Raw genomic sequence first — 26351 nt, forward strand, 5'->3', positions numbered from 1 at the left:
GGCTGGAGGCCGAAGGCGTGCCAGATCCGCAGCACGCTGGCAGGAGAGATGCCCACGACCTTGGCAAGTTCCCGCTTGGACCAGTGCGTCCCGCCGGGAGGGGTTTCCTCCAGTGTGCGGACCACGACGTCTTCGACCTGGGCGTCGGTGATGGTCCGCGGCACCCCGGGCCGCGGCTCGTCCGCCAGCCCGTCGAGACGGTCCCGCAGGAACCTCGTGCGCCACTTGGCGACGGTGCCCCGGCTGATCCCCAGCCGGGCGGCGACAGCCAGGTTGGGGCCGCCCTCCGCGCACGCCAGCACGATTCTCGCTCGCAAGGCCAGCCCTTGCGCCGTCGTCCGGCGCTTGACCCAGTCGTTCAACACCTGCCGCTCGGTCTCACTCAGGACCAGCGGCTCCAGCCTGCTGTCACCCACAACCGACAGCAGACCGAAGCTTGCCGGCACCCGTCAGGCGAACCCGCGAATTGGTGCGCAAAACGACTCACGTGGTGCCCAGCGAACTCACAACCAGATCACTAGGGCCTGGCGGAGCGCCGCCCGCGGGCCCGGCGCGATGAGGACCGCCGGGCCCGCGGACCGGGGTGAATCCTTTTGCCTCCGGCAGGTCTCTAGTAGGCGTGCGGACGACCGCGTCCGCCCCGCACCCCACCGGGAGGATCTCCATGACCACCACCGTCGTCATCGTCGCCGCGGCCGCCGTGCTGCTGTGCGCGTGCACCGTCACGCTGCTGCGCCGCCGGGGCCGGCGTGGCTGACCACACCTGGCCCGGCGCCACCCTGGTCGCCTCGGCCCAGCGCGGCGACGTCGAGGCGCTCAGCGCACTCGTGTACGGGTCCCACCCGCACGTGCAGCGGTTCGCGCACTCCCTCTGCGCCACGCCGCAGGACGCCGAGGACGCCGCCCAGGAGGCGCTGATCATCCTCTACCGGAAGATCGGCATGCTGCGCGCCTCCGGGGCGCTGGCGTCGTGGATGTTCCGCATCGTCCGCAACGAGTGCCTCCGGCGCACCCGCGGCCTGCTCCAGCGCCTGCCGACGGCCGTCCCGGGCGGGACCGGGGAGCCGGACCGCTTCGAGGGCGCCAACGGCACCACCCGGTCCGCCGAGGAGGACGTGCTCCTGCGACTGGAAGCCGAACGCGTGGCGGCCGCGGTCGCCGCGCTGCCCGACGACCAGCGGCAGGTGCTGGTCATGCGGGACATCCAGGGGCTGCCCGGACGGGCCGTCGCCGACCGGCTCGGGCTCAGCACGGCCGCGATGAAGTCACGCCTGCACCGGGCCCGTTCGACGGTGCGCGACGCGCTGGGCGAGGACCCGGCCACGACGGGGAGGATCCCACGATGACACCTGACCCGACCACGGCACCGCCCGCGACCGCGCCCCGCCGGGTCGCCGCCACCACGTCCGCCCGCGGCGGCACACCGGCCCGCCGTGGCTTCGCCAGCGCCAGCGTGCCGCGCCACATGGCCCGGGGCGCCCTCGGGTTCGGCGCGCTGGCCGGCTCCCTCGCCCTGCTGCCGGTCGTGGGCGTGGCGAGCCTGCTGCTGGCCCCGGTCGGCGTGGTGGCCCTCCGCGGCTGCCCGATGTGCTGGGCGATCGGCCTGGCGGAAACCGTCTCGGCCGGACGCCTGCGCCGGTCCTGCACGGAAGGAAGGTGCGAACTGACCCGCGCCGGGCAGCGCTGAGCCGTGTCCTTCGGATCAGGCCGGGCCCGCGCGGTCGGGCTTTGCCAATCGGTCGACCCATCGTCGGTTCGGGTCACGTAGCGTCTGGGGCATCCAGAGATTCCGTCGCAGGCGGCCGGTGGACCTCACCGGCCGTCAGGAGAGGTGCGCCGTAACCCTGATCAACCTGACGAAGACTGCGGCAGACCTCCCGGATCCAACTCGACGTCGCCGGCCGCCTCGTCCCGGTGGGGGCGGGCGAGCTCTACCTGGTTCCGGTGGGGACGACGCACTCGGTCCGGCCCGGGAGCCGGGGGACGCTGGTGATCGTGGAACTCCGGGAGGAGAACGCGTCACCCGGCGGGCCGTGACGGCGCGGCCCGCGCCGCGGGTGCCCGGGGCCGGGAAGCGGCAGGGCGGCCGCCGGGCCCGGCGGCCGCGGGGCGCCCGGGACGAGCCCCTCGCACCGGACGGGACGGGCACGGCCACGGGCCACGGCCACGGGCACCGCCACGGATACGGCTCCGCCCCGGTCCCCACGAGCGGGGCCGGGGCGGGCAACGTTTCGTCAGGAGGCCTGGCGGGGGGTGTCCGGGTGGATCTCCACGGCGCCCGCCGCGCCGAAGGTGAGGCGGCAGGTGTCCGCGCGGTAGGTCGCGACGGAGACGGCCGCGGTGCCCTCGGTCGTGAAGTACCGGGTGGTCACCAGCAGCACCGGTGAGCCGGGCAGGCGGTCCAGTTCCTTGGCGTCGTCGGCGCGGGCCGAGCCCAGCTCCACCGACCGGTCCTGGCCGTCGAGTTCGAGGCGGCGCAGCTCCCGCAGCACCGCGCGCGCCCGGGCCGGTCCGGCGGGGGCGTCTATCCCGGACAGGCCGGGCACGGAGGCGGCGGGCACGTACAGGAGCTCGGCCGCGACCGGCTGGCCCTGCGTGACGCGGATGCGGCGGACGGTGTGGACTCGGGTCCCGGCGTCGACGCCGAGCAGTCGGGCGACCGCGGCGGCCGGGGCGGCCTCCACGGAGTCCACGGGCTGCCAGCCCTCGCCCGCGTCGCCGGGCCAGTCGTGGCGGGCTCCGTCCACGGCGACGCCCACACGCGGCGGGGCGACGGTGGTGCCGACGCCGCGGCGGCGCTGGAGGCGGCCTTCGAGCTCCAGCTGCTCCAGGGCCTGCCGGAGGGTGGCCCTGGCCACGCCGAAGCGGGCCGCCAGCTCACGCTCGTTCGGCAGCACCTCGCCGACGGCGAAGTCCTGATCGAGCGCCTCGCTGAGCACGGTCTTGAGGTGCCAGTACTTCGGCTCCGGCACCGTTTCGAGCTGCGTGGTCCCCACCCTGACTCCTCCTGCTATCGCTGTCTTCCAGCGGCAGTTCCGCGCCTTTGTTTATTAAAGGTTCCTGCACTATCCCTGCGACCATAGGGGCGCGCCACCCCTTGGTCAAGACCAATCCTCATACCTTTGCCGGGCACACCGGGCATACGTATCAGGCCGTTCACAGGATGTTCTTGCGCAGTGCAAAGTCCGCGAATCGCTCACGACCAGGCAGCAACGGGTCCCGACCCCGCCCGCGGTTACGGCCGCACAGCCGTTGCGGGAACCGGCGGGGGCAAGCGCCTGGCCGGATTTCACGGCGCGTTCCCCAAGATCGGCTCCGCACCCCTTGAAGCAGCCCCTACCGGGCGGTAATCATCTGCTGACGCCGCGTCTCACAACGGCGCGTCCCCGCCTTCGACGAGGAGCAGCATGACCGCCACGGTCTCCTTCCCGCTCGACACCCCCACCGGCCCCCGCGAGGCCGCCGTCGCCTACGAGCGCCGCGGCGCGGGCGAGCCCCTCCTGCTCCTGCACGGCATCGGCCACCACCTCCAGGCCTGGCACCCGGTGCTGGACATCCTGGCCACCGAGCACGAGGTGGTCGCCGTGGACCTGCCCGGCTTCGGCGTCTCCCCGCCGCTGCCGGACGGGGTCCCGTACGGGCTCGGCAGCGTCGTACCGGCCCTCGGCTCGCTCTGCGCGACGCTCGGCCTGGACCGCCCCCACGTGGCGGGCAACTCCCTCGGCGGCCTGCTGGCCCTGGAGATGGCCCGCGCGGGACTGGTCCGCTCCGTCACCGCCCTCTCCCCCGCCGGCTTCTGGTCCGAGGGCGAGCGCCGCTACGCCTTCTCCACGCTCCGGGCCATGCGCGCGGGCGCACGCGTGCTCCCCCGGCCCGCGCTGGACCGTCTCTCCCGTACCGCCGCCGGCCGCGCCGCCCTGACCAGCACCATCTACGCCCGGCCGGGCCGCCGCTCACCCGAGGCGGTGGTCGCCGAGACGCTGGCCCTGCGCGAGGCTCCCGGCTTCGCCGAGACCCTGGCGGCGGGCGAGGGCGTCCGTGTGACCGAGGACGTGCCCGGCCTGCCGGTGACCATCGCCTGGGGCACGCGGGACCGGTTGCTGCTGCGCCGCCAGGGGGTGCGCGCCAAGCGGACCCTGCCCGGCGCGCGGCTGGTCCGCCTGCCGGGCTGCGGGCACGTGCCGATGAACGACGACCCGGCGCTGGTCGCCCGCGTCATCCTCGACACCGCGCGCGAGGCCGCGTCCGCCGCCGACGGCACGGCCCGCCCGGCGACTGTCTGACGGCTGTTCACCGGCGGTTCGCGCGGCGGACGTCGGGACCCGGTGCGCCGTCGGCACACTGGGCGGCCCCCGCCCGTCACCGCCGGGCGGGGGCCACCCCTGGTCCCAGCCCGGAGGCGCACCGATGACGCAGCCCAGTCCCGACCGCCGTTCCCTCGTCCGCGGTTCCCTCGCCGCGACCGCGGCGCTCACCCTCCCGGCCGTGCCGCTCGCGGCGCCGGCCCTGGCCCTGTCCGGCCGCCCGAGCGCACGGTGGGGCGTCCAGTCCGGCGAGGTCACCGCGCACTCCGCCCTGGTCTGGACCCGCTCGGACCGTCCCGCCCGGATGCTCGTGGAGACCTCGCCGAGCGAGACGTTCCGCTTCGGCACGCGCCGCTGGTACGGGCCCCTGCTCGGCCCGGCCACGGACCACACCGGCGTCACCGCCCTGCACGGGCTGCCCCCGGGCACCCGGATCCACTACCGGGTGCTGCTCGCCGACCCCGCCGACCCCCGCCGCACCTCGGAGCCGGTGGCCGGCAGCTTCCGCACCGCGCCCGCGCTGCGCCGCACCGGCGTGCGCTTCCTCTGGTCGGGCGACCTGGCGGGCCAGGGCTGGGGCATCAACCCCGACCGCGGCGGGCACCGGGTCTTCGACGAGATGCGGGCCCTGGACCCTGACTTCTTCCTCTTCAGCGGCGACACCGTGTACGCCGACGGGCCGATCCAGCCCACCGCCGTCCAGCGCGACGGCCGCGTCTGGCGGAACCTCACCACCCCCGAGAAGTCGAAGGTCGCGGAGACGCTGGACGAGTTCCGCGGCAACTTCCGCTACAACCTGCTCGACGAGCCGTACCGGCGCTTCCAGGCCCAGGTGCCGGTCATCGCGCAGTGGGACGACCACGAGGTGCGCAACAACTGGTACCCGGGCCAGCTCCTCGACGACCCGCGCTACACCGTCAAGGACGTCGACGTCCTCGCCGCCCGCGCCCGGCAGGCCTTCGGCGAGTACTTCCCCGTCGCCGCCCCGGCGCCCTCACCGCGCGCCCAGGGCCGGATGTACCGCGTGGTCCGGCACGGCCCGCTGCTGGACGTTTTCGTCCTCGACATGCGCACGCACCGCAACCCCAACTCCCCCGGCCGCCAGGACAACGACCCGGTCGGCATCCTCGGCGCCGGCCAACTGGCCTGGCTCAAGCGGGAGCTGTCGCGCTCGCGGGCCGTCTGGAAGGTCATCGCCGCCGACATGCCCCTGGGCATCGTCGTCCCCGACGGCGCAGCGAACTTCGAGGCCGTCGCCCAGGGCGACCCCGGCGCACCGCTCGGCCGGGAGCTCCAGATCGCCGAACTCCTGCGCCACATCAAGCACGAGCGCATCACCGGCACCCTCTGGCTCACCGCGGACGTGCACTACAGCGCCGCGCAGCGGTACGCGCCGGAGCGGGCGGCCTTCGGTGACTTCGCACCCTTCTGGGAGTTCGTGTCGGGACCGATCGGCGCCGGCGCCTTCCCTGCAGGACGGCTCGACCGGACCTTCGGACCGGAGCAGGCCTACGTGCACGCGCCGGCGGTGCCGAACCTGTCGCCGGACGAGGCGCCGCCGCACTACGGCGAGGTCGTGATCGACGGGGACTGCGGCGAGCTGACCGTGCGGCTGCGCCAGGAGGGCGGCGCGGTGCTCTTCAGCCAGGTGCTCACGCCCGGGCGCGTGGGCCAGTAAGGTGGCGGAGGGCCGTCCGGGCGCACCGCCCCGCCGGCCCTCGGTCCGCCGCACCGCCCCGCCGGCCCTCGGTCCGGCCCACCCGGCCCGTACTCCGGAAGGCCCTCACGAAAACAGGACGAAACCGGCTGGATCCACCTTTTACCAGCCGGTCACAGTACGTTCGTGATCACGCAACACCCCAGGGCCAGAGTGGTGTGCATGACTCACCGCACCCCTGCCGAAGCCCAGCACTCCCACCGCCACCACTGGCGCCGTGACGTGGTCGAACTCGCCGCGCTCTTCACGGCCGTGGCCGTGGCCGACGCCCTCGCCAACCTCGTCGTGCACGGCCCGAAGGGCCCCTACCTCCTGGTGGCCTCGGCGGTGGCCCTGCTCATCACGGCCGGATTCCACACCTGGTGGGCGCGGCGGCACAGCCATGCGCCGCCCCGCCCGCCGGCACCGGCGTCCGCCGCGCCCCGATCCGAGACCGCGCCCCGCCGTCAGGCACCGGCGCCCGTCTCCGGCACCCTGTGGCGGATGCGGACGACCGTACGGGACGAGCCGGGCAGCCTCGCGGCCCTGTGCACGGCGCTGGCCCGCCACGGCGTGGACATCCTCTCCCTCCAGACCCACCCGCTCGCCGAGGGCGGCACCGTCGACGAGTTCCTGCTGCGCGCGCCCCAGGAACTGCCCGCCGCCGAACTGACCCGGACCGCGGCCCTGGCCGGCGGCCACAGCACCTGGACCGAGCGGGCCGACGCCCACGACCTGGTCGACGCGCCGACGCGGATCCTCGGGCTGGCCACCCGTACCGCCCTCGACGCCGCCGAACTGCCGCTCGCCCTGCGCCAGCTGCTCGGGCGCTGCACGATCCACTCGATCCCCGCGACCACCCTCTCGGGCCGGCCCAACGCGGCCGCCGACGCGCCCGTCGAGGGCGTCCTGGAGGCCACGGTGATGCGGCTGCGCGACCCGTCGGGCGGAGCCATCACCATCGAGCGCCCCTACCTGCCCTTCACACCCACCGAGTTCGCCCGGGCCCGGGCCCTCGTCGAGCTCGACGCCCGGCTCGGGCCACGCGTACCGCGCAGCCAGGACGTGCTCACCCTGCCCGAGGGCAACGAGATCACAGTCCGCCGGGCGGACCCCTCCGACCTGGCGGCCGCCCGCGCGATGCACGACCGCTGCTCGCCCCGCACGCTGGGCCTGCGCTACCACGGCCCGGTCGCCGACGCCGACCGCTACCTCGACCACCTGCTGAGCCCGCGCTTCGGACGCACCCTGGCCGTGCAGACCGCCTCGGGCCGCCTGGTCGCGCTCGGCCACCTCCTCTGGGACGGCGACGAGACCGAGATCGCGCTGCTCATCGAGGACGACTGGCAGCGCCGCGGCATCGGCTCCGAACTGCTGCGCCGGCTCATCGCGATGGCCGTCGAGGCCGGCTGCGACAGCGTGTACGCCGTCACCCAGTCCTCCAACACCGCGATGGTGGCCGCCATGCGGGGCCTGGGCCTTCCCCTCGACTACCAGATCGAGGAGGGCACCCTGGTGATCACCGCCCGCCTGGATGCGACTCCGGTACGCTCCCGCCTCGCCTACGACGTCCCGCAGGACCGGCCGACCCACCAGCGCTGACGCGGCACGGACACGGATCCGGTCGATCTTCGCCAGTCCTCCGGATCCGCCCCCACCGCGCGCCCCGGGCCCGCAGGGTGCCCCCGGTCCCGCCCCTCGGGACCGGGGGCACCCCCGCCACCAGCCGGTACGGGCGGCGCGCCCCCCGCGCGCCGCCCCCGCGCGCCGGGGCACCCGCTCGGCCCAACTTCCGGGCCACCCGCCGGAATCCGGCCGCCGACCGGCCCGGGCACCCCTCCCGCCCCCCGCGCGACAGGCGGCCGGAGCGGAACGGTGGTGACGCGGGGCCCTTCTTCGTACGAAGATGTCCGCATGTCAGACACCCTCAACGGCACCCTGCTGCCCCGCCAGGTCGCGGACGCGTACGTCGACGACCTCATCGCCCTCGACCCGCTCACCGGCACCTACCTGGGTGTCGCCGAGAGCTCGCGCAGGCTCCCGGACTTCTCCCCCGCGGGCCGCGAGGCCGTCGCCGAGCTGGCGCGCACCACGCTGCGCAGGCTCGACGCCGCCGAGCAGCTGCCGGGCGCGGACACCGACGCCGAGCGCCGCTGCGCGCGCCTGCTGCGCGAGCGCCTGACGGCCGAACTCGCCGTGCACGAGGCCGACGAGGACCTGCGCGCCGTCTCCAACATCCACTCGCCGGCCCACTCCGTGCGCGAGGTCTTCACGATCACCCCCTCCGAGACCGAGGAGGACTGGTCGGCGATCGCGGAGCGGCTGCGCGCCGTCCCGGCCGCCCTCGGCGGCTACCGCTCCTGCCTCGAACTCGGCCTGGAGCGCGGGCTGTACGGCGCCCCGCGCCCCACCGCCACCTTCGTCGGCCAGCTCAGCGCCTGGGCCGGACAGGGTGAGAAGGGCGAGCCCGCGTTCTTCGACGACTTCGCCGCGGGCGGCCCCGACGCGCTGCGCGCCGAGCTGGACGCGGCCGCGGCCACTGCCACGGCGGCGGTCGTCTCCCTGCGCGACTGGATGCGCGACGTGTACGCCCCGGCCGTCGAGGGCCGCGCCGAGACGGTGGGCCGCGAGCGCTACGCCCGCTGGGCGCGCTACTTCAACGGCACCGACCTCGACCTGGACGAGGCGTACGCGTACGGCTGGGCCGAGTACCACCGCCTGCACGCCGAGATGAAGGCCGAGGCGGCGAAGATCCTGCCCGGCGCCACCCCCTGGGAGGCGCTGAAGCACCTCGACGAGCACGGCACGCACATCGAGGGCGTCGACGAGGTGCAGGCCTGGCTGCAGGGCCTGATGGACGAGGCGATCGAGGCGCTGGACGGCACGCACTTCGAACTCGCCGAGCGGGTGCGGAAGGTGGAGTCCCGGATCGCGCCCCCCGGCGGCGCCGCGGCCCCGTACTACACCGGCCCGTCCGAGGACTTCTCCCGGCCGGGGCGCACCTGGCTGCCCACCATGGGCGCCACCCGCTTCCCGGTGTACGACCTGGTGTCGACCTGGTACCACGAGGGCGTCCCCGGCCACCACCTGCAGATCGCGCAGTGGACGCACGTGGCCGACCAGCTCTCCCGCTACCAGGCCACCATCGGCATGGTGAGCGCCAACGCCGAGGGCTGGGCGCTGTACGCCGAGCGCCTCATGGACGAGCTGGGCTTCCTGAAGGACGCCGAGCAGCGCCTGGGCTACCTGGACTGCCAGATGATGCGCGCCTGCCGGGTGATCGTGGACATCGGCATGCACCTGGGCCTGGAGATCCCGGCCGACTCGACGTTCCACCCGGGCGAGCGGTGGACCCCCGACCTCGCGCAGGAGTTCTTCGGGCTGCACAGTGGCCGGCCGGCGGACTTCGTCGAGAGCGAGCTGACCCGCTACCTCTCGATGCCGGGCCAGGCCATCGGGTACAAGCTCGGCGAGCGCGCCTGGCTGCTGGGCCGGGACAACGCCCGCAAGGCGCACGGCGACGCCTTCGACGCGAAGGCCTGGCACATGGCGGCCCTCTCGCAGGGTTCGCTGGGCCTGGACGACCTGGTGGACGAGCTGTCGAAGCTCTGACCGGCGCCGCACGACGCATGCGAACGGCCGCCCGTCCCCTGCCGGGGGCGGGCGGCCGTTCGCATGCGGGCCGGTCCGGGGGCTCGCGTGCCGGAGGGCGGTCAGCAGCCGCAGTCGTCCGAGTCGGTGGGCGCGGTCAGCGGGTCGGCCTCGGCGCGCTGCTCGCGGCCCTGCCAGGTCTCGACCTCGAAGCCCTCGCGGATCCAGTACTCGATCCCGCCGAGCATCTCCTTGACCTGGTAGCCGAGTTCGGCGAGGGCGAGGGCGGCTCGGGTGCCGCCGTTGCACCCCGGGCCCCAGCAGTACGTGACCACGGGCACGTTCTTGTCGAGGAGGTCCTCGGCCTGCTCGGGGATCAGCGCGGTCGGCAGGTGGACGGCCCCGGGCACGTGGGCCTGGTCCCACGCGGCGGTGGAACGCGAGTCGACCAGCACGAAGCCCGGGTCCCCGCCCCGCCCGAGCACGGCCGCGACGTCGGAGACGTCGGCGTGGAAGGCGAGGCTGGCACCGAAGTAGGCGGCCGCGGCGGCCGGGGAGGCCGGGGGAACCCGGAGGACGGGGTTGGTCGGAGCGGGGGCCTGGGCGGTGTTCGTCTGCGTGGTCATGGCAATGAATGTACGTTTCGTTGATCCACCGCGGAAGCGGGATTCCCCGGCAGTTGCGTTGCCGTGCCGGGGAATCCCCTGCTATTCCTGGCCCATGACCAGCTATTCACCGGACGCCACCGACTGGCGCATCCTGGAGGCCCTCCAGCGCGACGGCCGGGCCAGCTTCGCCGAACTCGCCCGCGCGGTCTCGATGTCCGCGAGCGCGGTCACCGAGCGGGTGCGCAGGCTGGAGGAGGCGGGCGTGATCACGGGCTACACGGCCGTGGTCGACCAGGAGAAGCTCGGGCTGCCTATCCTCGCGTACACGCGGCTGCGCTACCCGCACGGCAACTACAAGCCCTTTCACGACCTGCTCCAGACCACCCCCGAGATCCTGGAGGCGCACCACGTCACGGGCGACGACTGCTTCGTGCTGAAGGTCGCCGCCCGCTCGATGGGGCACCTGGAGGAGATCTCCGGGAAGGTGGCCTCGCTCGGCTCGGTCACCACCAGCGTGGTGTACTCCTCGCCGCTGCCCCGGCGGGCACTGGGCAACTGACCGCCCGCGGCCCCGCCCGGCTCCCGGTGCGCCGGCTCAGTGGCCGGTACCGCCCGTGTGATGCCGTACCGCCGACCCGCCGCGCTGCTTGACGACCTCCAGCTGGGCCTGGACGCGGGTGCGCAGGTCCGCGACGTGGCTGACGATGCCGACGCTGCGGTCGCGTTCGCGCAGCGAGTCCAGCACGTCGAGCACCTCGTCGAGCGCCTGGTCGTCCAGGCTGCCGAAGCCCTCGTCGATGAAGAGCGTGTCCAGGCGTACGCCGCCCGCCTCGTCCGTCACCACGTCGGCCAGGCCGAGCGCCAGGGCGAGGGAGGCGAAGAAGGTCTCGCCGCCGGAGAGGGTGGCGGTGTCGCGGGTGCTGCCGGTCCAGGCGTCCACGACGTGCAGTCCGAGCCCGGACTTGGCGCCGCGGCCGGCCCTGGCGTCGGAGTGGACCAGGGTGTAGCGGCCGCCGGACATGGCGAGGAGGCGTTCGGTCGCGGCGGCGGCGACCTGTTCGAGGCGGGCGGCCAGCACGTACGACTCCAGGCGCATCCGGCGCTCGTTGTCGGCCGAGGTGCCCGCGGTGAGCCCGGCCATACGGGCCACCCGGCCGTACTCCTCGCGCAGCGGTCCGAGCGCCCGCAGCTCCGCCTCGGCCTGGCGGGACAGCCGGTCGAGGTCCGCGCACCGGCTGCGGGCGGCGTCGGCGGCGGAGCCCGCGGTACGCAGCCGGGCCGCGGCGGTCGCGGCCGCCGCCTCCGCGGCTTCGGGCCGGGCCGGGGGCAGCGCCGCCGCCGCGACGGCGTCGGCCTCGGCGAGCCGGTCGGCGAGCGCGGCCCGCTCGGCGGCCCAGGCGTCGAGACGGTGCTGGAGGGCCCGCCGCTCGGGTTCGGCGAGGCGGGCCGCGGCGGCCGCCTCGGTGGTGTCGAAGCCCGCGGCGAACGCGGCGTCGGCCAGGGCCGCGTCGGCCTCCTTGAGCCGGCGCGCGGCGCCCTCGGCGTCGGCGGCGGCCCGGCCCGCGGCGGTGACCAGCCCGATGCGGCGCTCCAGCAGCCCCGCCTGGGCCGCGACGCTGGGGGCATCGCCGCGCACCCGGGCCAACTCGGTCTCCAGCGCGGCCTGTTCCCGCTCCAGGCCCTCGCGGCGGGAGCCGGCGGCGGCCAGGGCGGTCTCCGCCTCGCGGCGGGTCTCCAGCCGGCGGGCCTGCTCGCGTTCGGCCCGGGCGAGGGCCTCTGCGGCCGCGTGCAGCCCCGCCGCCTCGGCCCGGGCGCGGGCGTGCTCTGCCGTCAGCTGTTCCGCGTGCTCGCGGAGTTCGGCGGTGGTGGCCGCTCCGGCGGCGGCCGCCGCCTCGTCGCGGGCCTGCTCCACGACCGCGAGGGTGCGCTCGGCGGCGGCCCGGTCGGCGTCCAGCCGCTCGAAACGGGTCCGGGCGGCATCCTCGGCAGCCCGGTCCACGTGTCCGGGTGCGGGCCTGGCCGGGCGGGGGTGCTCGGGCGACCCGCAGACCGTGCAGGGTTCGCCGTCGGCGAGGGCGGCTGCCAGCTCGGCGGCGATGCCGGCCAGCCGGGCCTCCTTCAGCTCCAGCCAGTGCTCGCGTGCGGCGCCGGCGGTCTCACGTACGGAGAGCAGCGCGGCGGCCGCGCGTTCGGCCTCGCGGGTGCGCTCGTCGCGGCGGCGGGCGGTCTCCAGCTGCCGTCGGGCCGGTTCGAGCCGGCCGGCGAGCGCCTCGGCCCGGGTGGCGGCCTGCTGTGCGGCGTCGACGTCCTGCTGGAGCGCGGTGCGCCGGGAGTCCCAGTCGGCCAGCCAGGCGGCGGCCTCGTGGAGCCGTTCCTCGGCCGCGCGGGTCTCGCGGTCGAGGGCGGCGCGTTCGCGCGTGATCTCGGCGCTCCGGGCCTCGTCCCGGCGGGCGGCGCCCAGGGCACCCAGCTCCTCGCGCAGCCGCCGCTCGACGGCGGCGAGCTGCTCGGCCCCGGCCTCGGCCAGCGAGGGCGGCAGCTGCCCCCGGCAGCGGGCGTCCGCGGCCCGGGCGGCGCGGTGCGCCGCCTCGGCGGTGGCCCTGAGTTCGAGGGCGGGGGTGACGCGGTCGGCGCGGGCGGCCCGGTCGAGGCGGGCCCGCACCCGGTCGTGCTCGGGCGCCTCCGCGGCCAGGGCCTCGGAGCGGCGCAGGGCCTCGGCGTGGCGGCGCTGGAGGCGGTCGAGTTCGCGGACGTCCTCCAGGGCGAGGCGGCTCGCGTGGTGGGCGCTCTCGGCGGCGGCCAGGGCGTACTCGGCGACGGTCAGCCGCTCCCGGGCGCTCACCCGGGCGACGGCGGCCCAGGCGCGTACCTCCTCGGCCAGCCCGGGGTCGCCGGGCGACAGCTGCGGCAGGGGCCAGGCGCGCAGGTCGGCCGCGTCACCGGCTGCCTGGGCCAGCCGGTGCGCGACGGCCAGCACGCGCTCGTCGCCCTCGCGCACCCGGGCCTCGGCGGCCCGGCGCCGGTCCCCGAGGCGGGCCTCGACGGCGGCGAACCGGCGGGTGTCGAAGAGCCGGCCGAGCAGGCGGCCGCGGGCCTCGGCGTCGGCCCGCAGGAAGCGGGCGAACTCGCCCTGCGGGAGCAGCACCACCTGGCAGAACTGCTCGCGGCTCATGCCGAGCAGTGCCTCGATCTCCTCGCCGATCTCCTGGTGGGAGCGGCTGAGGGCGCCCCAGCCGTCGGCGGCGGTGTGCTCGCGCAGCCAGCTCTGGGCCTTGTCGCGGGTGGTGCCGGTGCCGCGCTTCTTGGGGCGGTCCTGCTCGGGGCGCCGGGTGATCTCCAGGCGCCGTCCGCCGACGGTGAGTTCGAGGGTGACCTCGGTGGGCGTGCCGGGGTCCGCGTGGTCGCTGCGGAGTATGGTGCCGGGGGCCTGCCGGGGGCCGGGCACGGATCCGTAGAGGGCGTAGCAGACGGCGTCCAGGACGGAGGTCTTGCCGGCGCCGGTGGGGCCGTGGAGCAGGAAGATCCCGGCCGCGGAGAGCGCGTCGAAGTCGATCTCCTGGGGGGTCGCGAAGGGCCCGAAGGCGGTGACGGCGAGCCGGTGGAGCCTCATCGGGCCGTCTCCCGCAGGGTGTCGTCGGTGCGTACGTCGTCGAAGGCCTGGCGCAGTACGGCCTGTTCGGCGGGGTCCGCGCCGCTGCCGCCGCGCACGTGGGCGACGAAGTCCTCGGCGATCTCCTGGTCGCTGCGGCCCTTGAGGCGCTGGGCGTACGAGGCTCCGGTGCCGGTCTCGCCGCCCTCGGGGTCGAAGAGCAGGCTGAGCGTGCCGGGGAAGCGGGCGGCGAGGCGGGCCATGGGCTCGGCGGGGCGGACGGGGTCGGTGAGGGTGGCCTCGACCCAGGCGTCCTCGTGGGGCGCGAGCGCCGGGTCGTCGAGCAGGTCGTCGAGGCGGCCGCGGATCCGGGCGAGGCGGCGGGGCACCGGGGTGTCGAGGCGCTCGGCGGCCAGCTCACCGGCGGGCCCGAGGTCGACCAGCCACATGGACTTGCGGTGCTGGGCCTCGGAGAAGGAGTAGGCGATCGGGGAGCCGGAGTAGCGGACCCGCTCGGTGATGGTCTGGCAGCCGTGCAGGTGGCCGAGGGCCGCGTAGTCCACCCCGTCGAAGACGTCGGCTGGGACGGCGGCGACCCCGCCGACGGTGATGTCGCGCTCGCTGTCGCTGGCGAGGCCGCCGGTGACGAAGGCGTGGGCGAGGACCACCGAACGGGTGCCGGGGGCGCGGGCGGCGAGGTCGGCGCGCACCCGGTCCATGGCGGCGGTCAGCACGGCCTCGTGACCGGCCCGGTCGGTGCCGAACTCGTCCTTGACCAGGGCGGGTTCGAGGTAGGGCAGGCCGTAGAGGCAGACGTCGCCGTGCGCGTCGGCCAGGACCACGGGCTCGGCGCAGCCGGCCGGGTCGGTGCGCAGGTGGATGCCGGCCCGGCCGATCAGCCCGGCGCCGACGCCGAGGCGGCGGGCCGAGTCGTGGTTGCCGGAGATCATCACGGTGGGCACGCCGAGGTCGGCCAGTCGGTGCAGGGCGCGGTCGTAGAGGGCGACGGCGGCCAGCGGGGGGACGGCCCGGTCGTACACGTCACCGGCCACGAGGACGGCGTCCACCGCGTGCTCCCGGACGGTGGCGACGAGGTGGTCGACGAAGGCGGCCTGGGCGTCGAGCAGGCTGACGCGGTGGAAGCTCCGGCCGAGGTGCCAGTCGGAGGTGTGCAGAAGTCTCACTCGTCCGCTCCGAGCTGCCGCCGCACGTCCGCCTCCGCCTGACTCATCCGCCGTCTCTCCTGTTGGCCCCCACCACGCTAACGGACCGGGGCCCCACGACCGGACTCGTATGCTCGGGCTCATGTCTGTACTGGTCCGGAAAATCGGCAAAGCGGGACGAATCACCCTTGATCGGCCGAAGGCGCTCAACGCGCTGACGCACGAGATGGTGCGCGCGGTCGCCGCGGCGCTCGACGGGTGGGAGGGCGACCCCGAGGTCCGCGCGGTGGTCCTGGACGGCGCCGGTGAGCGGGGTCTGTGCGCGGGCGGCGACATCCGGGCCATCCGGGAGTCGGCGCTCGGGGACGGCGCCTGGGCGCGGGCGTTCTGGCGCGACGAGTACCGGCTGAACGCGCGCATCGCACGGCTCGCCGTGCCGTGGGTCGCGCTGATGGACGGCATCGTGATGGGCGGCGGCGTGGGGCTGTCCGCCCACGGGAGCGTGCGGGTCGTCACGGAGCGCTCGCGGGTGGCCATGCCGGAGGTGGGCATCGGCTTCGTGCCGGACGTCGGGGGCACGTACCTGCTGGGCCGGGCGCCCGGCGAGCTCGGCACGCACCTGGCGCTGACGGCCGACGCGATGGGGCCGGGCGACGCGCTGCTGTGCGGCTTCGCGGACCTGTTCGTGCCCTCGGCCGACCTGGGCCGGCTCACGGAGGCGGTGGCCGCCGAGGGCGCGGAGGCGGTACGGGACTTCGCGCGCCCGGCACCGGACGCGGCGCTGGCGGAGCACCGGGACTGGATCGACGCCTGCTACGCGGCGGACACGGTGGAGGAGATCGTGGACCGGCTCCAGGGGTACGGCGAGCCGGCGGCGAAGGAGGCCGCGGAGCGGATCCTGGGCCACTCCCCCACCTCGCTGAAGGTCACCCTGGCCGCGCTGCGCCGGGCCCGGTCGCTGGGCTCTCTGGAGGAGGTGCTGGAGCAGGAGTGGCGGGTCTCGCTCGCCGCCCTCGCGTCGCCGGACCTCCCCGAGGGGGTGCGCGCGCAGGTGGTGGACAAGGACCGCACCCCGCACTGGGCCCCGCCGGCCCTCCGGGAGGTCACACCGGCCGAGGTGGCGCGCCACTTCGCGGACCCGGCCGAACCGTTGACTCTGCGCCGACCGGTCGGCCGCACGGGTGGGTGACGGCCCTGCGGGGCCGTTCCCCGGGCCTCGGTGTGTCACCCGTGTGACGCCCGCATGGCAATCGCGTCATGGCCGGATCACGGCACTTGTCCCACCCCGAACCCCCTGGTTGGCTTCCGAGCGCCACAAGATCGCCACCCACCGTCACCGGGAGTGCTCGTGAAGAGGTCCGCCCTGCTCGCCCTCGGCTCCGCCCTGCTCATGGCCGTCGGCGCCATGCCCGCCCAGGCCGCCGCGCCCGCGAAGGACCGCGAGAACGTCGTGGGCGAGTGGTACGACGTCACCGCGCAGACCGTCGACGCCGCCGCGGCACCCACCCAGATCACCAACAGCCGCACCTGGGCCATCAGCTGGATCGCTGCCGCCCGCGCCACCCGCGAGGCCCCCCACGGGCCGAACCGCGCTGCGTTCCAGGACGCCGCCGTCGCCTCCGCCATCCACGACTCCCTCGTCGCGCTCGCGCCATCCCGTACGGCGGAGCTCGACGCCGCCCTCGCGGCCACCCTGCGCCGCGTCCCCGACGGCTCCGCGGAGCGCCGCGGCGTCGCCGCCGGAGCCCGCCAGGCCAAGGCCGTGCTGGCCTCCCGCACCGGCGACGGCCTCGACCCGGCATCGGTCAACGCGCCGTTCACCGTGCCGGCCGCCGCCCCCGGCGTCTGGCAGCCCACCCCGAACGGCTACGCGCCCGCCGTGCAGTACGGCAACCGCGTGGCCAGGCCGTTCCTCCTGGACAGCCCCCGGCAGTTCCGGCTCGGCCCGCCGCCGGCGCTCGGCTCCGCCCGGTACCTCGCCGACCTCGCCGAGGTCCGCGCCTACGGCGGTGCGGACAGCGCCGTCCGCACCGCCCGGCAGACCGAGACGGCCACCTTCTGGTACGGGGGCTCGCTCGCCCTCTACACCGAGCCGCTGCGCGTGGCACTGTCCCGGTCCAGGGCGTCCACCGCCGAGCGCGCCGCCTTCGTGGGCCTGTTCCACGCCGCGCTGGTCGACACCCAGATCGCCACGTCGGACAGCAAGTACACCCACCTGCGCTGGCGCCCCGTCACCGCCATCCGCACCGGGAACGTCGCCCAGGACACGACCTGGTCCCCGCTGCACAACACCCCGGCGCACCCCGACTACCCGAGCGGCCACGGCACCTACGCCGGCGCCGCCGAGGTCCTGCTGACCTCCCTCGCGGGGGCGCGCACCGCGCCGTACACGCTGACCAGCCCGACGGCGCCGGGCGTCACCCGCACGTACACCGACTGGCAGCAGCTGACCCGGGAGAACGTGGACGCCCGCGTCTGGTCCGGCATCCACTCCCGCACCGCCGACGAGGCCGGCGTGCGGCTGGGCGCGGACGTGGCGGGGTACGCGCTGCGCCACGCACACCGCCTGTTCCGCTGACGCGGGGGTGCAGTCTCTCGGGGAGGCCTACGCGTCGCCGTAGGCCTCCCCGCCCAGTTCGAAGGCGGCCGTCCCCGCGGTGGTGTCCGCGAGCCAGGCCCGGAACGCCTCGACGTCGGCCTCGGGGAGGCCGATCTCGATGGCGACGGCCTCGCCGTACCGCACGTCCAGCACCGCGCGGCCGGTGGCCCGCAGGTCGTTCTGGGTCTTGCCGGCCCGCTGGTGGTCGACGGTCACGGTGGCGAGCCGGTAGCGCCGGCGGGTCAGCGTGCCGAGCTCGTCGAGCGCCTCGCCGACGACTCCGCCGTACGCGCGGATCAGGCCGCCGGCGCCGAGCTTGACGCCGCCGTAGTAGCGAGTGACGACGGCCACCGCGTACCGCACCTCGCGCCTCATCAGCATCTGGAGCATCGGCACGCCGGCGGTGCCGCCGGGCTCGCCGTCGTCGCTAGCCTTCTGCACCGCGGCGTCGGCGCCGATCACGTAGGCGAAGCAGTTGTGCGTGGCGGTCGGGTGCTCCTTGCGGATGCGCGCGACGAAGTCCTGCGCCTCCTGCTCGGTGGCGGCCGGCGCCAAGGAGCAGATGAAGCGCGAGCGGTTGATCTCGGTCTCGTGCACGCCCTCGCGGGCCACCGTCACGTACTGGTCTGCCTTCACCCACCCACCCTAAGCGACCGGGAATCCCCGAGGTCGTCGGCGGTGTTGACCCCGGGGACGACCAAGGGACGAAGGAGACAGGCGTGTACGCAGACCCGGCGACCATCCGCAGGATCCTCACGGAGCTGGGCGACACCTGGGCCGTGGTGGGCCTGTCCGCCAACCAGGACCGCGCGGCCTACGGTGTGGCGCGGGTGCTCCAGCGGTACGGCAAGCGGATCGTTCCGGTGCACCCGAAGGCCGAGACCGTGCACGGCGAGCGGGGCTACCCGTCGCTGGACGCCGTCCCGTTCAAGATCGACGTGGTGGACGTGTTCGTCAACAGCGCACTGGCCGGACCGGTGGCCGACCAGGCCGCGGCGGCCGGCGCCGAGGCCGTCTGGTTCCAGCTGGGCGTGGTCGACGAGGCGGCGTACCACCGCACCCGGAAGTCCGGCCTGCACATGGTGATGGACCGCTGCCCCGCCATCGAGATCCCGGCCCTCGGCTGACGGGCCCCGCGGCGGACGCGGCCCTCGGCTGACGGTCAGCCCACGGGCGGGATGGAGACCGCGAGGGTCATCTCGGCGGTCTCCGCGCCCCGGTTGTGGTAGCCGTGCGGCACGTTCGCGTCGAAGGTGGCCGCCGAGCCCGCGGGCAGCGCGAACTCCTCGCCGTCCACCACCAGCGCGAGTTCCCCGGCGGTGACGTGCAGCATCTCGACGGTGCCGGCCGGGTGGGGGTCGGAGTCCGCGCCCTCGCCGGGCTCCAGGCGGTACGCCCACAGCTCCAGCGGGCCGCGCCGGTCGTCTCCGGTGAGCATCACGGCGGAACTGCCGCCCGCGGCCGACCACATCCGCACGCCTTCCTCCGGGAGCACGACCTGCACCCGCGGCCCCCGGTCGTGGTCGAGGAGCGTGGTGATGCTGACGCCGAGCGCGTCGGCGAGCTTCACCGTGGTGCCCACGCTGGGATTCGTACGGGCCTGCTCGATCTGGATGATCATCCCTCGGCTGACGCCGGACCTGGCGGCCAGGGCGTCCAGGGTGAACTGGCGCTCCACCCGCCACTTCTTGAGGTTGCGGGCGAGCGCCTGGGTGAGCTCTTCGAGGTCCGTCACGGTTCCGTCCGGCATCCGATCGTCAATATTTTGTATGGCAGGGTTCAATGGAGTGAACTAGTCTGCGCTGTACTCCACCGTTCACCGCACTGTACTGCGAGGCCCTGACATGACCGTCCTGCTCGCCCTGGCCACCGCCCTGCTGTGGGGCTTCGCCGACTTCGGCGGCGGGCTGCTCACCCGGCGCCTGCCGGCGCTCACGGTGGTCGTGGTCTCGCAGGTGATCGCGGTACTGGTGCTGGGCGCCGTCGTACTGGCGACCGGCGCCTGGACCGAGGCGGGCCCGCAGCTCTGGTTCGCGGTGGCCGCCGGCCTGGTGGGCCCGGTCGCGATGATCGCCTTCTACCAGGCCCTGGCCCTGGGCCCGATGGGCGTGGTCTCGCCGCTGGGCTCGCTCGGCGTGGTGGTTCCGGTGGGCGTGGGCCTGGCCGTGGGCGAGCGCCCCGGCCTGGCCCAGGTGGCCGGCATCGCGGTCGCCGTCGTCGGCATCGTGCTGGCCGGCGGTCCCGAGCTGCGGGGCGCGCCGGTCCAGCGCAAGGCCGTGCTGCTCACGCTGCTGGCGGCCTTCGGCTTCGGTGCCGTGATGGCCCTGATCGCGGAGGCCTCGACGACCGTGACGGGCCTGTTCCTCGCGCTCTTCGTGCAGCGCGTGACCAACGTGGCCGCCGGCGGTACGGCGCTGTGGTTCTCGGCACGGCGCGGCAACCCGGTGCTGCCCGCGGGCGCCGGCCCCGGCGTGGTGTGGGCGGCGCTGCCGGCGCTGGCGTTCGTCGGTCTCGCCGACGTGGCCGCGAACGGCACGTACGCGCTGGCCGCGCAGCACGGACCGGTGACGGTCGCCGCCGTGCTCGCCTCGCTCTACCCGGTGGTGACGGCACTGGCCGCCCGCGGGGTGCTCAGGGAACGGCTGCGGACGGTGCAGGCCGCGGGGGCCGGCCTCGCCCTCGCCGGAACGGTCCTGCTCGCCGCCGGCTGAGCCGGCCCGGCCGCCGGGCGGGAACCCGGAGCCGGTCAGCCCTCCAGGGCGTCCAGCAGTCCGGCCCGTTCCGCCTCCGCCAGGGCCCGCAGCTGCTCCGGCGTCACCCCGTCCGGGATCGGCACCGGGGCGGGCGTGCGCAGCGGGGGCTGCCAGCCGGTGGCGGGCAGCCAGCGGCGTACGACCTTGGCCGGCGCCCCGGCCACCACGGCGTGGTCGGGCACCTCTCCGCGTACGACGGCACCCGCGGCCACCACGACGTTCCGGCCCAGCCGCGCGCCGGGCAGGATCACCGCGCCGGTGCCGAGCCAGCAGCCGGGGCCGATCTCGACCGGCTCGCTGCGCGGCCACTGCCTGCCGACCGGCTCGTCCGGGTCGTCGTAGCTGTGGTTCGTGGACGTGATGTACACGCCGGGCCCGCAGAAGGTGTCCCTGCCGACGGTGATCCTCGCGTCGGCGATCACGTGGCTGCCGCGGCCCAGGACGACGCCGTCGGCGAGTTCCAGGACGGGGTCGTTGCCCAGGTCGAGGCCGGGCATCATGCCGGCGGTGAGGGTCACCTGCTCGGCGATGATGCAGTGGTCCCCGAGATGGATCCAGCGTTCGCCGAAGACGGTGCCCTGGGGGAAGGCGAGGCGGGTGTTCGGCCCGATGGCGCCGAAGCGCAGCCGCCCGGGGTGCTCCGCGGTCACGGCCCCGGCCCGCTGCATCCAGCCCCAGGCCGCGTGGGCGGCCCGGGACGCGGCCCGCGCCCGCCAGGATGAGAACGTGTTTCTGTTCTTCGGCACCCGGACACGGTAATGGCCGCCGGCCCGGGCGTCCGGACCGACGGCCTGTGATCTTCACCCCACCGGCCGCGGGGGCGGTCAGGCCAGCGCCTCGCGGTGGGCCTTGACCAGGTCCTGGTACATCCGGGCGTTCAGCCTGATGCCCTCGCGCTCCTCGTCCGTCAGCTGCCGCCTGACCTTGGCGGGCACTCCGGCGACGAGCGAGCCGGGCGGCACCACCATGCCCTGCGGCACCAGTGCCTGCGCGGCGACCAGCGAACCGGCGCCGATGACCGCGCCGTTCAGGACCGTGGATCCCATGCCGATCAGCACGTCGTCCTCCACGGTGCAGCCGTGCAGGATCGCGTTGTGGCCGACGGAGACGCGCTCGCCGACGGCCACCGGGAAGCCGGGGTCCACGTGTACGGTGCAATTGTCCTGGATGTTGCTGTCGGCGCCGATCACGATCGGTCCGCAGTCGGCGCGCAGCACGCCGTGGTACCAGACGCTGGCGCCGGCGCCCAGGGTGACCTCGCCGATCACGACGGACGTGGGCGCGGTGAACGCCTCCGGGTGCACCTGCGGCTCCTTGCCGCCCACGCCGTGCACGAGTGCCTGCTGCTCCGCCATCGCCTTCTCCTTGCCGTACCGCTGGTTCTCGTCTCGCGCCCACGTGCACGGTAGGCGATGGGCGCCGGGCGGTGTCCGGCGGGTCAGTCCGTGGCGGCGGCGGCCTGCGCGGGCGCGGCCGTCCCCTCGGCCTCGACGCGCGCCGCCGCCTTCTTCGCACGGTTCTTCAGCACGAGCATCGAGGTGAGGCCGACGAGCACCGCGGCCACCAGCCCGAGCCACGAGAAGCGCTTGAGCCAGGCCTCGGCCACGACGCCGACGTAGTAGATGACGGCCGTGGTGCCGCCGGCCCAGAGGATCCCGCCGAAGACGTTGGCGATGAGGAACTTCCAGTACGGCATCTGCAGCACGCCCGCGAGCGGACCGGCGAAGATGCGGAGCAGGGCGACGAAGCGGCCGAAGAACACGGCCCACATGCCCCACTTCTCGAAGGACCGCTCGGCCATGGCGATGTTCTGCTCGCCGAAGTGCTTGGGGAACCGCTTGCCGAGCCGGGCCAGCAGCGGCCTGCCGCCCTTGCGGCCGATGGCGTAGCCGATCGAGTCGCCGATGATCGCGCCCGCGGTGGCGCAGACGCCCAGCACCAGCGGGTCGACCTCGCCGTGCTGCGAGGCGAGCAGGGCCGAGCTGACCAGGATGATCTCGCCGGGAAGCGGGATGCCGAGCGACTCCAGCCCGATCACCAGGCCGACCAGCAGGTAGATGCTGACCGCCGGTACGGTCTCGAGCCATTCCTGGATGTGCACCCGTACGTCCTCGCTTCCCTGGGTCCCTCGCCCGCGTGCGCGCCCCCGGCGGCACAGTCCGCGAGCCTACCCGCTCCTCATCCGGTGGCGGCCGCCCGCCGGACCTCGGCCGCACCGCGCAGCGGGAGGTCCCGCGAGGACCGCCCGGCCCAGACCTCGCGCCGCCCGGTGCCGAGGACCCAGCCGTGCGCGGCCGGGTCCCAGGAGGACAGGGTGCGGGCGTCGACGGCGACCGTGACGCGGCGGGACCTGCCGGGGTCGAGGGTGAGGCGGGCATACCCGGCGAGCGCCCGGACCGGCTGGTCGAGGCGGAGGTCGGGCGAGGGGCCGAGGTAGACCTGGGCCACCTCGGTGCCGCGGCGGGCGCCGGTGTTGCGGACGGTGAACTCGACCGCGAGGCCCTCCCCGCGCTGCCGGACGGCGAGCTTCTCATAGCCGAAGGAGGTGTACGAGAGCCCGTGCCCGAACGCGAAGAGCGGCGCCACCCGCTGCGCGTCGTACCAGCGGTGCCCCACGTGGACGCCCTCGGTGTACTCCTGGCGGCCCGCCACCCCGGGGTAGCGCAGGGGATCCCCGGCGACCGGGTGGAGGTGCTCGGTCGCGGGGAAGGTCTGGGTGAGCCGGCCCCCCGGGTCCTCGTCCCCGAAGAGCACGGCGGCGGTGGCCGCGGCGCCCTCCTGGCCCGGGTAGTACATCTGGAGCACGGCGCCCGTGCGGTCCAGCCACGGCATGGTGGTGCTGGAGGAGGTGTTGAGCACCACGGTGGTGCGGGGGTTGACCGCGGTGACGGCCTCGATCAGGCGCTGCTGGGCACCGGGCAGGGCGAGCGAGGTGCGGTCACGGCCCTCGGTGGCGTCCTCGTAGGCGAAGAGCACGCAGCTGTGGGCTCCCCTGGCGGTGCGTACGGCCTCGGCGAGGTCCGCCTCCCGGGTGGCCCGGGTGCTGTGGCGGAGCCGGAAGCGCTGGCCGGCCGGGCCGCCCTCGGCGGAGACGGCGAGCGTGTGGGTGCCCTTGGCCAGGCGGAGGGTGCGGCGGCGTACGGTGCGGCCGTCGGGCGCGGTGCCGAGCAGGCCGCCCGCGAAGAACTCGGCCACGCCCTGCCGGACGGGGAACAACTCCTCGCCGTCGAGCTTCACGCTGGGCCGGCGGCCGGTGTAGTGGACGTACAGGGTCCACTCGTCGTCGGCGGCCAGCGTGAACCTGCCCTGGTGGGTCCAGGTGCGTCCGGCCGCCACGGCCCGGTCGTCGAGGGCGGCGGCCGGGGTGAGCGCGTTGCCGGGGAGCGGGCGGCCGTACAGGTCCTCTCCGAGGGCGTAGCGCACCTGCGCGCCCTTGCCCGCGCGCCGGCGCAGGGCGTCGAGCGGGCTCTCGGCACGGTCGGGCACCACGTGGGCGCTGCCGCCTCCACTGACGAAGGGGTGTTGCCCGGTGGGCCCGACGACGGCCAGGGAGCGGGCGGCGGGCCCGGTGAGCGGCAGGGTGCCGCGCTCGTTGCGCAGCAGTACGGCCCCGGCGACGGCCACCCGGCGGGCGGTGCGGGCGCCGGCGGCGGGGTCACGCACGGGCCGGGCGGGCGGCGCGCCGTCGAGCAGCCCGAAGCGGTCCAGGGTGGCCAGCAGGCGGCTCACGGCGCGGTCGACGTGGCCGAGCGGCACCTTGCCCGAGGTGACGGCCTGCTTGAGCGCGGCACCGAAGTGGCGGCCGCCGGGCATCTCCATGTCGAGCCCGGCGGTGAGGGCGGCGGCCGTGCTGTGGGTGGCGTCCCAGTCCGACATCACCCAGCCCTCGAACCCCCAGCGGCCGCGCAGCACTTCGTCCAGGAGCGGCTTGCTCTCGCACGCGTACACGCCGTTGACCTTGTTGTAGGCGCCCATCACGGAGCCGCAGCCGGCGCCGACGGCGGCCTCGAAGCCGCGCAGTTCGGTCTCGTGCATCACCTGCTCCCCCGCCACCACGTCGACGGACGTGCGGCCCTGCTCCTGGTTGTTGAGGGCGAAGTGCTTGACCGTGGCGACGAGCCCCTCGTCCTGGATGCCGCGGATCACCTCCGCGACCAGGTCCGCGGTGAGCTTGGGGTCCTCGGCGAAGGTCTCGAAGTTCCGCCCGGCGTACGGGGTGCGGATCAGGTTCACCATGGGCGAGAGCAGCACGTCCTGGCCCAGTGCGCGCCCTTCGCGGCCGATGACCCGGCCGTACTCACGGGCCAGCGCCAGGTCGAAGGCGGAGGCGAGGAGCACGGGTGCGGGCAGGGCGGTGGCGGGTTTGGCCACGCGCACGCCGGCGGGACCGTCGGCGAGGCGGAGCGGGGGGATGCCGAGCCGGGGCACGCCGGGGACGTACCCGGCCTGGCCGAGGGAGGCGGGGTCGCGGTCGCCGTGCAGGAGCCCCAGCTTCTCGTCCAGCGTGAGGCGTTCGAGCAGGGCCTGGACCCGGGCCGCGCTGCCGGGCCTCGCGGGGCGGGCGGGGGCCTCGGCGGAGAGCCGGGCGGCGGTGACGGGCTCGGCGCCGGTACGGGCGCCCGCCCCCGGAGTCACCGTGCACCCCGCGCCGCCGGCGGCCACGGCGGCGGCGCCGAGCAGGCGGATCGCGGTACGGCGGGACACGTGCTCGCTCATGGGCGGTCACTCCTGGGGGTGGCGGCACCGGCTGGGTGCGGGCAGCCCCGCGCCGGAACTCCCCGCGCGTGCCACTCTGCGCCGCGTGCCCCGTACGGCCGGGCCCGGCGCCCCGGTGCGGCGCCCGGGATTAACCCGACTGCCCGTACGCCCGGACCCGCCCCGAACCCGCCCCGGACCCGCACGGAAGGACGGACGGCGCGTGCTCCCCGGCGTGTCGGCGTGCCCCGGCTGGTAGACGAGGAGCATGACCTCCACCTGGCTGCCGCCCGAGCAGTACATCGAGACGATCGCCCGCGCCTCCTCGTACGCCTGTCTGTTCTTCACCGACGCGCGGGACCGGCCCGTACAGCTGCGCGCCGTGTACAACGAGGGCCAGTGGCAGTGGCCCGGCGGGAACATGGATCCCGGCGAGACGCCCTGGGAGTGCGCGGTGCGGGAGTGCCGCGAGGAGACGGGGATGGTCTTCGCCGGGGCACCCGTGCTGCGCGGGGTGACCTTCGGGGGCCCGGACGGCGAGTGGCCGGCCAACAAGATCGGCTTCGTCTTCGACGGCGGCACGCTCACGGACGACCAGCTCGACGCGATCGTCCTGGACCCGTCGGAGCACTCGGAGTTCCGGGTGCACACGCTGGAGGAGTGGCGGCGCCTGATGACGCCCGAGGCCTTCGCGCGCCTGGGCGCGGTGGCCGAGGCCCGCCGCACGGGCACGGTCGCGTACCTGGAGCACCCGGCGGGCTGACCGGGCGGGGCCGCGACGTGCCCGCGGCCGGTCCGGACACGACGACGACGGCGGGGCCCCGTGAGGGACCCCGCCGCCGTCGCGGGGTGTGCTGCTACGCGTTGGGGCGCAGCGTCCAGATCACGGTCATCTCGCCCGTGACGGCCTCGTCCTCGCGCTGGATGCTGATGGTCACCGGGAACTCGGGGCGGCCGCCCGCGTCCAGCTCGGCGACGACCTCGGCGGCCGGGCGGCCCAGGGTCGCGGTGGCGGTGACGGCGCCCTTGGCGACCTTCTTGTAGCCGATCTCGGCGCTCACGGCGAGCGGCACGGCGCGGGAGAGCTGGTCCCCGAAGGCGGCGATGACGATGGCGCCGCTGGCCGACTCGGCCAGCGTGAACATCGCACCGGCGTGCGGGCCCGCGATGTGGTTGTGGTAGTCGGGCTGGTCCGGCAGGCGCAGCACGGCGCGCTCCGGGGTGGTCTCCAGGAACTCCAGGTTCAGCGTCCGGACCATCGGCACGGTGGCCGCCAGCAGTTCGCCTACGTTCATCTGATCAGCGCTCATGGGCCAGGATGTTACCCACGAGTAGGCAGCATTGGCCAGACCT

At 75.2% G+C, this 26351-nt stretch carries 24 protein-coding genes; 12 read left to right on the forward strand and 12 right to left on the reverse strand.

Features of this window, described 5'->3' with window-relative positions; all coding sequences use genetic code 11:
- Positions 1 to 416, reverse strand: a 416-nt coding sequence (locus ACIF6F_RS35135) for a helix-turn-helix domain-containing protein (protein WP_399956980.1), incomplete at its 3' end; no start/stop codon positions are given.
- Between the two features lie 333 nt (positions 417 to 749).
- Between ACIF6F_RS35135 and ACIF6F_RS35140 the strand changes: the two genes are divergently transcribed.
- Positions 750 to 1346 carry an RNA polymerase sigma factor gene (locus ACIF6F_RS35140; protein WP_399956983.1) on the forward strand — a complete coding sequence of 199 codons (597 nt, stop codon included), beginning with the start codon at positions 750 to 752 and terminating at the stop codon, positions 1344 to 1346.
- Positions 1343 to 1687 carry a hypothetical protein gene (locus tag ACIF6F_RS35145; RefSeq protein ID WP_399956986.1) on the forward strand — a complete coding sequence of 115 codons (345 nt, stop codon included), beginning with the start codon at positions 1343 to 1345 and terminating at the stop codon, positions 1685 to 1687. The genes ACIF6F_RS35140 and ACIF6F_RS35145 overlap by 4 nt, the downstream gene beginning before the upstream one ends.
- Positions 1688 to 2234: 547 nt before the next feature.
- On the opposite strand, the gene ACIF6F_RS35150 is transcribed toward ACIF6F_RS35145, so the two are convergent.
- The gene (locus ACIF6F_RS35150; protein WP_399956990.1) at positions 2235 to 2996 is read right to left on the reverse strand and encodes a GntR family transcriptional regulator; all 762 of its coding nucleotides are present in this window, start codon (positions 2994 to 2996) and stop codon (positions 2235 to 2237) included.
- A 411-nt stretch (positions 2997 to 3407) separates the two neighbouring features.
- Between ACIF6F_RS35150 and ACIF6F_RS35155 the strand changes: the two genes are divergently transcribed.
- The 4 genes from ACIF6F_RS35155 to ACIF6F_RS35170 all read left to right on the forward strand — a co-directional run bounded on the left by ACIF6F_RS35155 (position 3408) and on the right by ACIF6F_RS35170 (position 9612).
- The gene (locus tag ACIF6F_RS35155; protein WP_399956992.1) at positions 3408 to 4283 is read left to right on the forward strand and encodes an alpha/beta fold hydrolase; all 876 of its coding nucleotides are present in this window, start codon (positions 3408 to 3410) and stop codon (positions 4281 to 4283) included.
- A 124-nt stretch (positions 4284 to 4407) separates the two neighbouring features.
- Positions 4408 to 5982: an alkaline phosphatase D family protein gene (locus ACIF6F_RS35160; RefSeq protein WP_399956994.1), complete on the forward strand. Its 1575-nt coding sequence runs from the start codon at positions 4408 to 4410 to the stop codon at positions 5980 to 5982.
- A 201-nt stretch (positions 5983 to 6183) separates the two neighbouring features.
- Entirely contained in the window at positions 6184 to 7602 is a 1419-nt protein-coding gene (locus ACIF6F_RS35165; RefSeq protein WP_399956997.1) for a GNAT family N-acetyltransferase, read from the forward strand.
- Positions 7603 to 7914: 312 nt separating this feature from the next.
- A complete protein-coding gene (locus ACIF6F_RS35170; RefSeq protein ID WP_399957000.1) occupies positions 7915 to 9612 on the forward strand; it encodes a DUF885 domain-containing protein in 1698 nt (565 codons plus the stop codon).
- A gap of 101 nt (positions 9613 to 9713) precedes the next feature.
- On the opposite strand, the gene ACIF6F_RS35175 is transcribed toward ACIF6F_RS35170, so the two are convergent.
- Complete coding sequence (locus ACIF6F_RS35175) at positions 9714 to 10217, reverse strand: rhodanese-like domain-containing protein (protein WP_399957003.1); 504 nt, start codon at positions 10215 to 10217, stop codon at positions 9714 to 9716.
- A gap of 94 nt (positions 10218 to 10311) precedes the next feature.
- Here ACIF6F_RS35175 and ACIF6F_RS35180 point away from each other — a divergent pair, with 94 nt between their 5' ends.
- Complete coding sequence (locus ACIF6F_RS35180) at positions 10312 to 10758, forward strand: Lrp/AsnC family transcriptional regulator (RefSeq protein ID WP_399957006.1); 447 nt, start codon at positions 10312 to 10314, stop codon at positions 10756 to 10758.
- Positions 10759 to 10794: 36 nt separating this feature from the next.
- Here ACIF6F_RS35180 and ACIF6F_RS35185 read toward each other — a convergent pair whose 3' ends face one another.
- Positions 10795 to 13809, reverse strand: a complete 3015-nt coding sequence (locus ACIF6F_RS35185) for an AAA family ATPase (RefSeq protein WP_399957011.1) — start codon at positions 13807 to 13809, stop codon at positions 10795 to 10797.
- Entirely contained in the window at positions 13806 to 14972 is a 1167-nt protein-coding gene (locus ACIF6F_RS35190) for an exonuclease SbcCD subunit D (protein ID WP_399957014.1), read from the reverse strand. Before ACIF6F_RS35190 ends, ACIF6F_RS35185 begins: the two co-directional genes overlap by 4 nt.
- Before the next feature lie 121 nt (positions 14973 to 15093).
- Between ACIF6F_RS35190 and ACIF6F_RS35195 the strand changes: the two genes are divergently transcribed.
- A complete protein-coding gene (locus ACIF6F_RS35195) occupies positions 15094 to 16140 on the forward strand; it encodes an enoyl-CoA hydratase/isomerase family protein (protein ID WP_399957017.1) in 1047 nt (348 codons plus the stop codon).
- Between the two features lie 159 nt (positions 16141 to 16299).
- Positions 16300 to 17529: a vanadium-dependent haloperoxidase gene (locus tag ACIF6F_RS35200; protein ID WP_399957020.1), complete on the forward strand. Its 1230-nt coding sequence runs from the start codon at positions 16300 to 16302 to the stop codon at positions 17527 to 17529.
- 27 nt (positions 17530 to 17556) lie between these two features.
- On the opposite strand, the gene ACIF6F_RS35205 is transcribed toward ACIF6F_RS35200, so the two are convergent.
- Entirely contained in the window at positions 17557 to 18186 is a 630-nt protein-coding gene (locus tag ACIF6F_RS35205) for a YigZ family protein (protein WP_399957024.1), read from the reverse strand.
- A gap of 83 nt (positions 18187 to 18269) precedes the next feature.
- Between ACIF6F_RS35205 and ACIF6F_RS35210 the strand changes: the two genes are divergently transcribed.
- Positions 18270 to 18677, forward strand: a complete 408-nt coding sequence (locus tag ACIF6F_RS35210; RefSeq protein ID WP_399957028.1) for a CoA-binding protein — start codon at positions 18270 to 18272, stop codon at positions 18675 to 18677.
- Positions 18678 to 18712: 35 nt separating this feature from the next.
- On the opposite strand, the gene ACIF6F_RS35215 is transcribed toward ACIF6F_RS35210, so the two are convergent.
- On the reverse strand, positions 18713 to 19285 hold the full coding sequence (locus ACIF6F_RS35215) for a helix-turn-helix domain-containing protein (RefSeq protein ID WP_399957182.1): 573 nt from the start codon (positions 19283 to 19285) through the stop codon (positions 18713 to 18715).
- 109 nt (positions 19286 to 19394) lie between these two features.
- Here ACIF6F_RS35215 and ACIF6F_RS35220 point away from each other — a divergent pair, with 109 nt between their 5' ends.
- Positions 19395 to 20261 (forward strand): EamA family transporter, encoded by an 867-nt coding sequence (locus tag ACIF6F_RS35220; RefSeq protein ID WP_399957031.1) that lies wholly within the window; start codon positions 19395 to 19397, stop codon positions 20259 to 20261.
- Between the two features lie 35 nt (positions 20262 to 20296).
- Here the strand turns inward: ACIF6F_RS35220 and ACIF6F_RS35225 are convergent, their stop codons facing one another.
- The 4 genes from ACIF6F_RS35225 to ACIF6F_RS35240 form a co-directional block, all read right to left on the reverse strand.
- Positions 20297 to 21049 carry an acyltransferase gene (locus ACIF6F_RS35225; RefSeq protein WP_399957033.1) on the reverse strand — a complete coding sequence of 251 codons (753 nt, stop codon included), beginning with the start codon at positions 21047 to 21049 and terminating at the stop codon, positions 20297 to 20299.
- A 78-nt stretch (positions 21050 to 21127) separates the two neighbouring features.
- Complete coding sequence (locus tag ACIF6F_RS35230; RefSeq protein ID WP_399957036.1) at positions 21128 to 21658, reverse strand: gamma carbonic anhydrase family protein; 531 nt, start codon at positions 21656 to 21658, stop codon at positions 21128 to 21130.
- A gap of 83 nt (positions 21659 to 21741) precedes the next feature.
- On the reverse strand, positions 21742 to 22404 hold the full coding sequence (locus ACIF6F_RS35235; protein ID WP_399957039.1) for a DedA family protein: 663 nt from the start codon (positions 22402 to 22404) through the stop codon (positions 21742 to 21744).
- 77 nt (positions 22405 to 22481) lie between these two features.
- A complete protein-coding gene (locus ACIF6F_RS35240; RefSeq protein WP_399957042.1) occupies positions 22482 to 25019 on the reverse strand; it encodes a beta-glucosidase in 2538 nt (845 codons plus the stop codon).
- Positions 25020 to 25266: 247 nt separating this feature from the next.
- On the opposite strand from ACIF6F_RS35240, the gene ACIF6F_RS35245 reads away from it, so the two are divergent.
- Positions 25267 to 25761: an NUDIX domain-containing protein gene (locus ACIF6F_RS35245; RefSeq protein ID WP_399957045.1), complete on the forward strand. Its 495-nt coding sequence runs from the start codon at positions 25267 to 25269 to the stop codon at positions 25759 to 25761.
- Between the two features lie 94 nt (positions 25762 to 25855).
- On the opposite strand, the gene ACIF6F_RS35250 is transcribed toward ACIF6F_RS35245, so the two are convergent.
- Positions 25856 to 26308, reverse strand: a complete 453-nt coding sequence (locus ACIF6F_RS35250; RefSeq protein ID WP_399957048.1) for a DUF4442 domain-containing protein — start codon at positions 26306 to 26308, stop codon at positions 25856 to 25858.
- Positions 26309 to 26351 lie beyond the last annotated feature (43 nt).

Origin of the sequence: Streptomyces sp. NPDC086023 (genome assembly GCF_044540325.1) — a bacterium.
In the GTDB taxonomy this organism is placed as follows: Bacteria; Actinomycetota; Actinomycetes; order Streptomycetales; family Streptomycetaceae; genus Streptomyces.

What these genes read in the sequence shown, in the direction of transcription:
- ACIF6F_RS35240 (WP_399957042.1), bottom strand. Translation starts at nt 25,019, where the DNA reads ATGAGCGAGCACGTGTCCCGCCGTACCGCGATCCGCCTGCTCGGCGCC.
- ACIF6F_RS35250 (WP_399957048.1), bottom strand. Translation starts at nt 26,308, where the DNA reads ATGAGCGCTGATCAGATGAACGTAGGCGAACTGCTGGCGGCCACCGTG.
- ACIF6F_RS35245 (WP_399957045.1), top strand. Translation starts at nt 25,267, where the DNA reads ATGACCTCCACCTGGCTGCCGCCCGAGCAGTACATCGAGACGATCGCC.
- ACIF6F_RS35180 (WP_399957006.1), top strand. Translation starts at nt 10,312, where the DNA reads ATGACCAGCTATTCACCGGACGCCACCGACTGGCGCATCCTGGAGGCC.
- ACIF6F_RS35165 (WP_399956997.1), top strand. Translation starts at nt 6,184, where the DNA reads ATGACTCACCGCACCCCTGCCGAAGCCCAGCACTCCCACCGCCACCAC.
- ACIF6F_RS35175 (WP_399957003.1), bottom strand. Translation starts at nt 10,217, where the DNA reads ATGACCACGCAGACGAACACCGCCCAGGCCCCCGCTCCGACCAACCCC.
- ACIF6F_RS35220 (WP_399957031.1), top strand. Translation starts at nt 19,395, where the DNA reads ATGACCGTCCTGCTCGCCCTGGCCACCGCCCTGCTGTGGGGCTTCGCC.
- ACIF6F_RS35170 (WP_399957000.1), top strand. Translation starts at nt 7,915, where the DNA reads ATGTCAGACACCCTCAACGGCACCCTGCTGCCCCGCCAGGTCGCGGAC.
- ACIF6F_RS35230 (WP_399957036.1), bottom strand. Translation starts at nt 21,658, where the DNA reads ATGGCGGAGCAGCAGGCACTCGTGCACGGCGTGGGCGGCAAGGAGCCG.
- ACIF6F_RS35160 (WP_399956994.1), top strand. Translation starts at nt 4,408, where the DNA reads ATGACGCAGCCCAGTCCCGACCGCCGTTCCCTCGTCCGCGGTTCCCTC.
- ACIF6F_RS35145 (WP_399956986.1), top strand. Translation starts at nt 1,343, where the DNA reads ATGACACCTGACCCGACCACGGCACCGCCCGCGACCGCGCCCCGCCGG.
- ACIF6F_RS35195 (WP_399957017.1), top strand. Translation starts at nt 15,094, where the DNA reads ATGTCTGTACTGGTCCGGAAAATCGGCAAAGCGGGACGAATCACCCTT.
- ACIF6F_RS35155 (WP_399956992.1), top strand. Translation starts at nt 3,408, where the DNA reads ATGACCGCCACGGTCTCCTTCCCGCTCGACACCCCCACCGGCCCCCGC.
- ACIF6F_RS35185 (WP_399957011.1), bottom strand. Translation starts at nt 13,809, where the DNA reads ATGAGGCTCCACCGGCTCGCCGTCACCGCCTTCGGGCCCTTCGCGACC.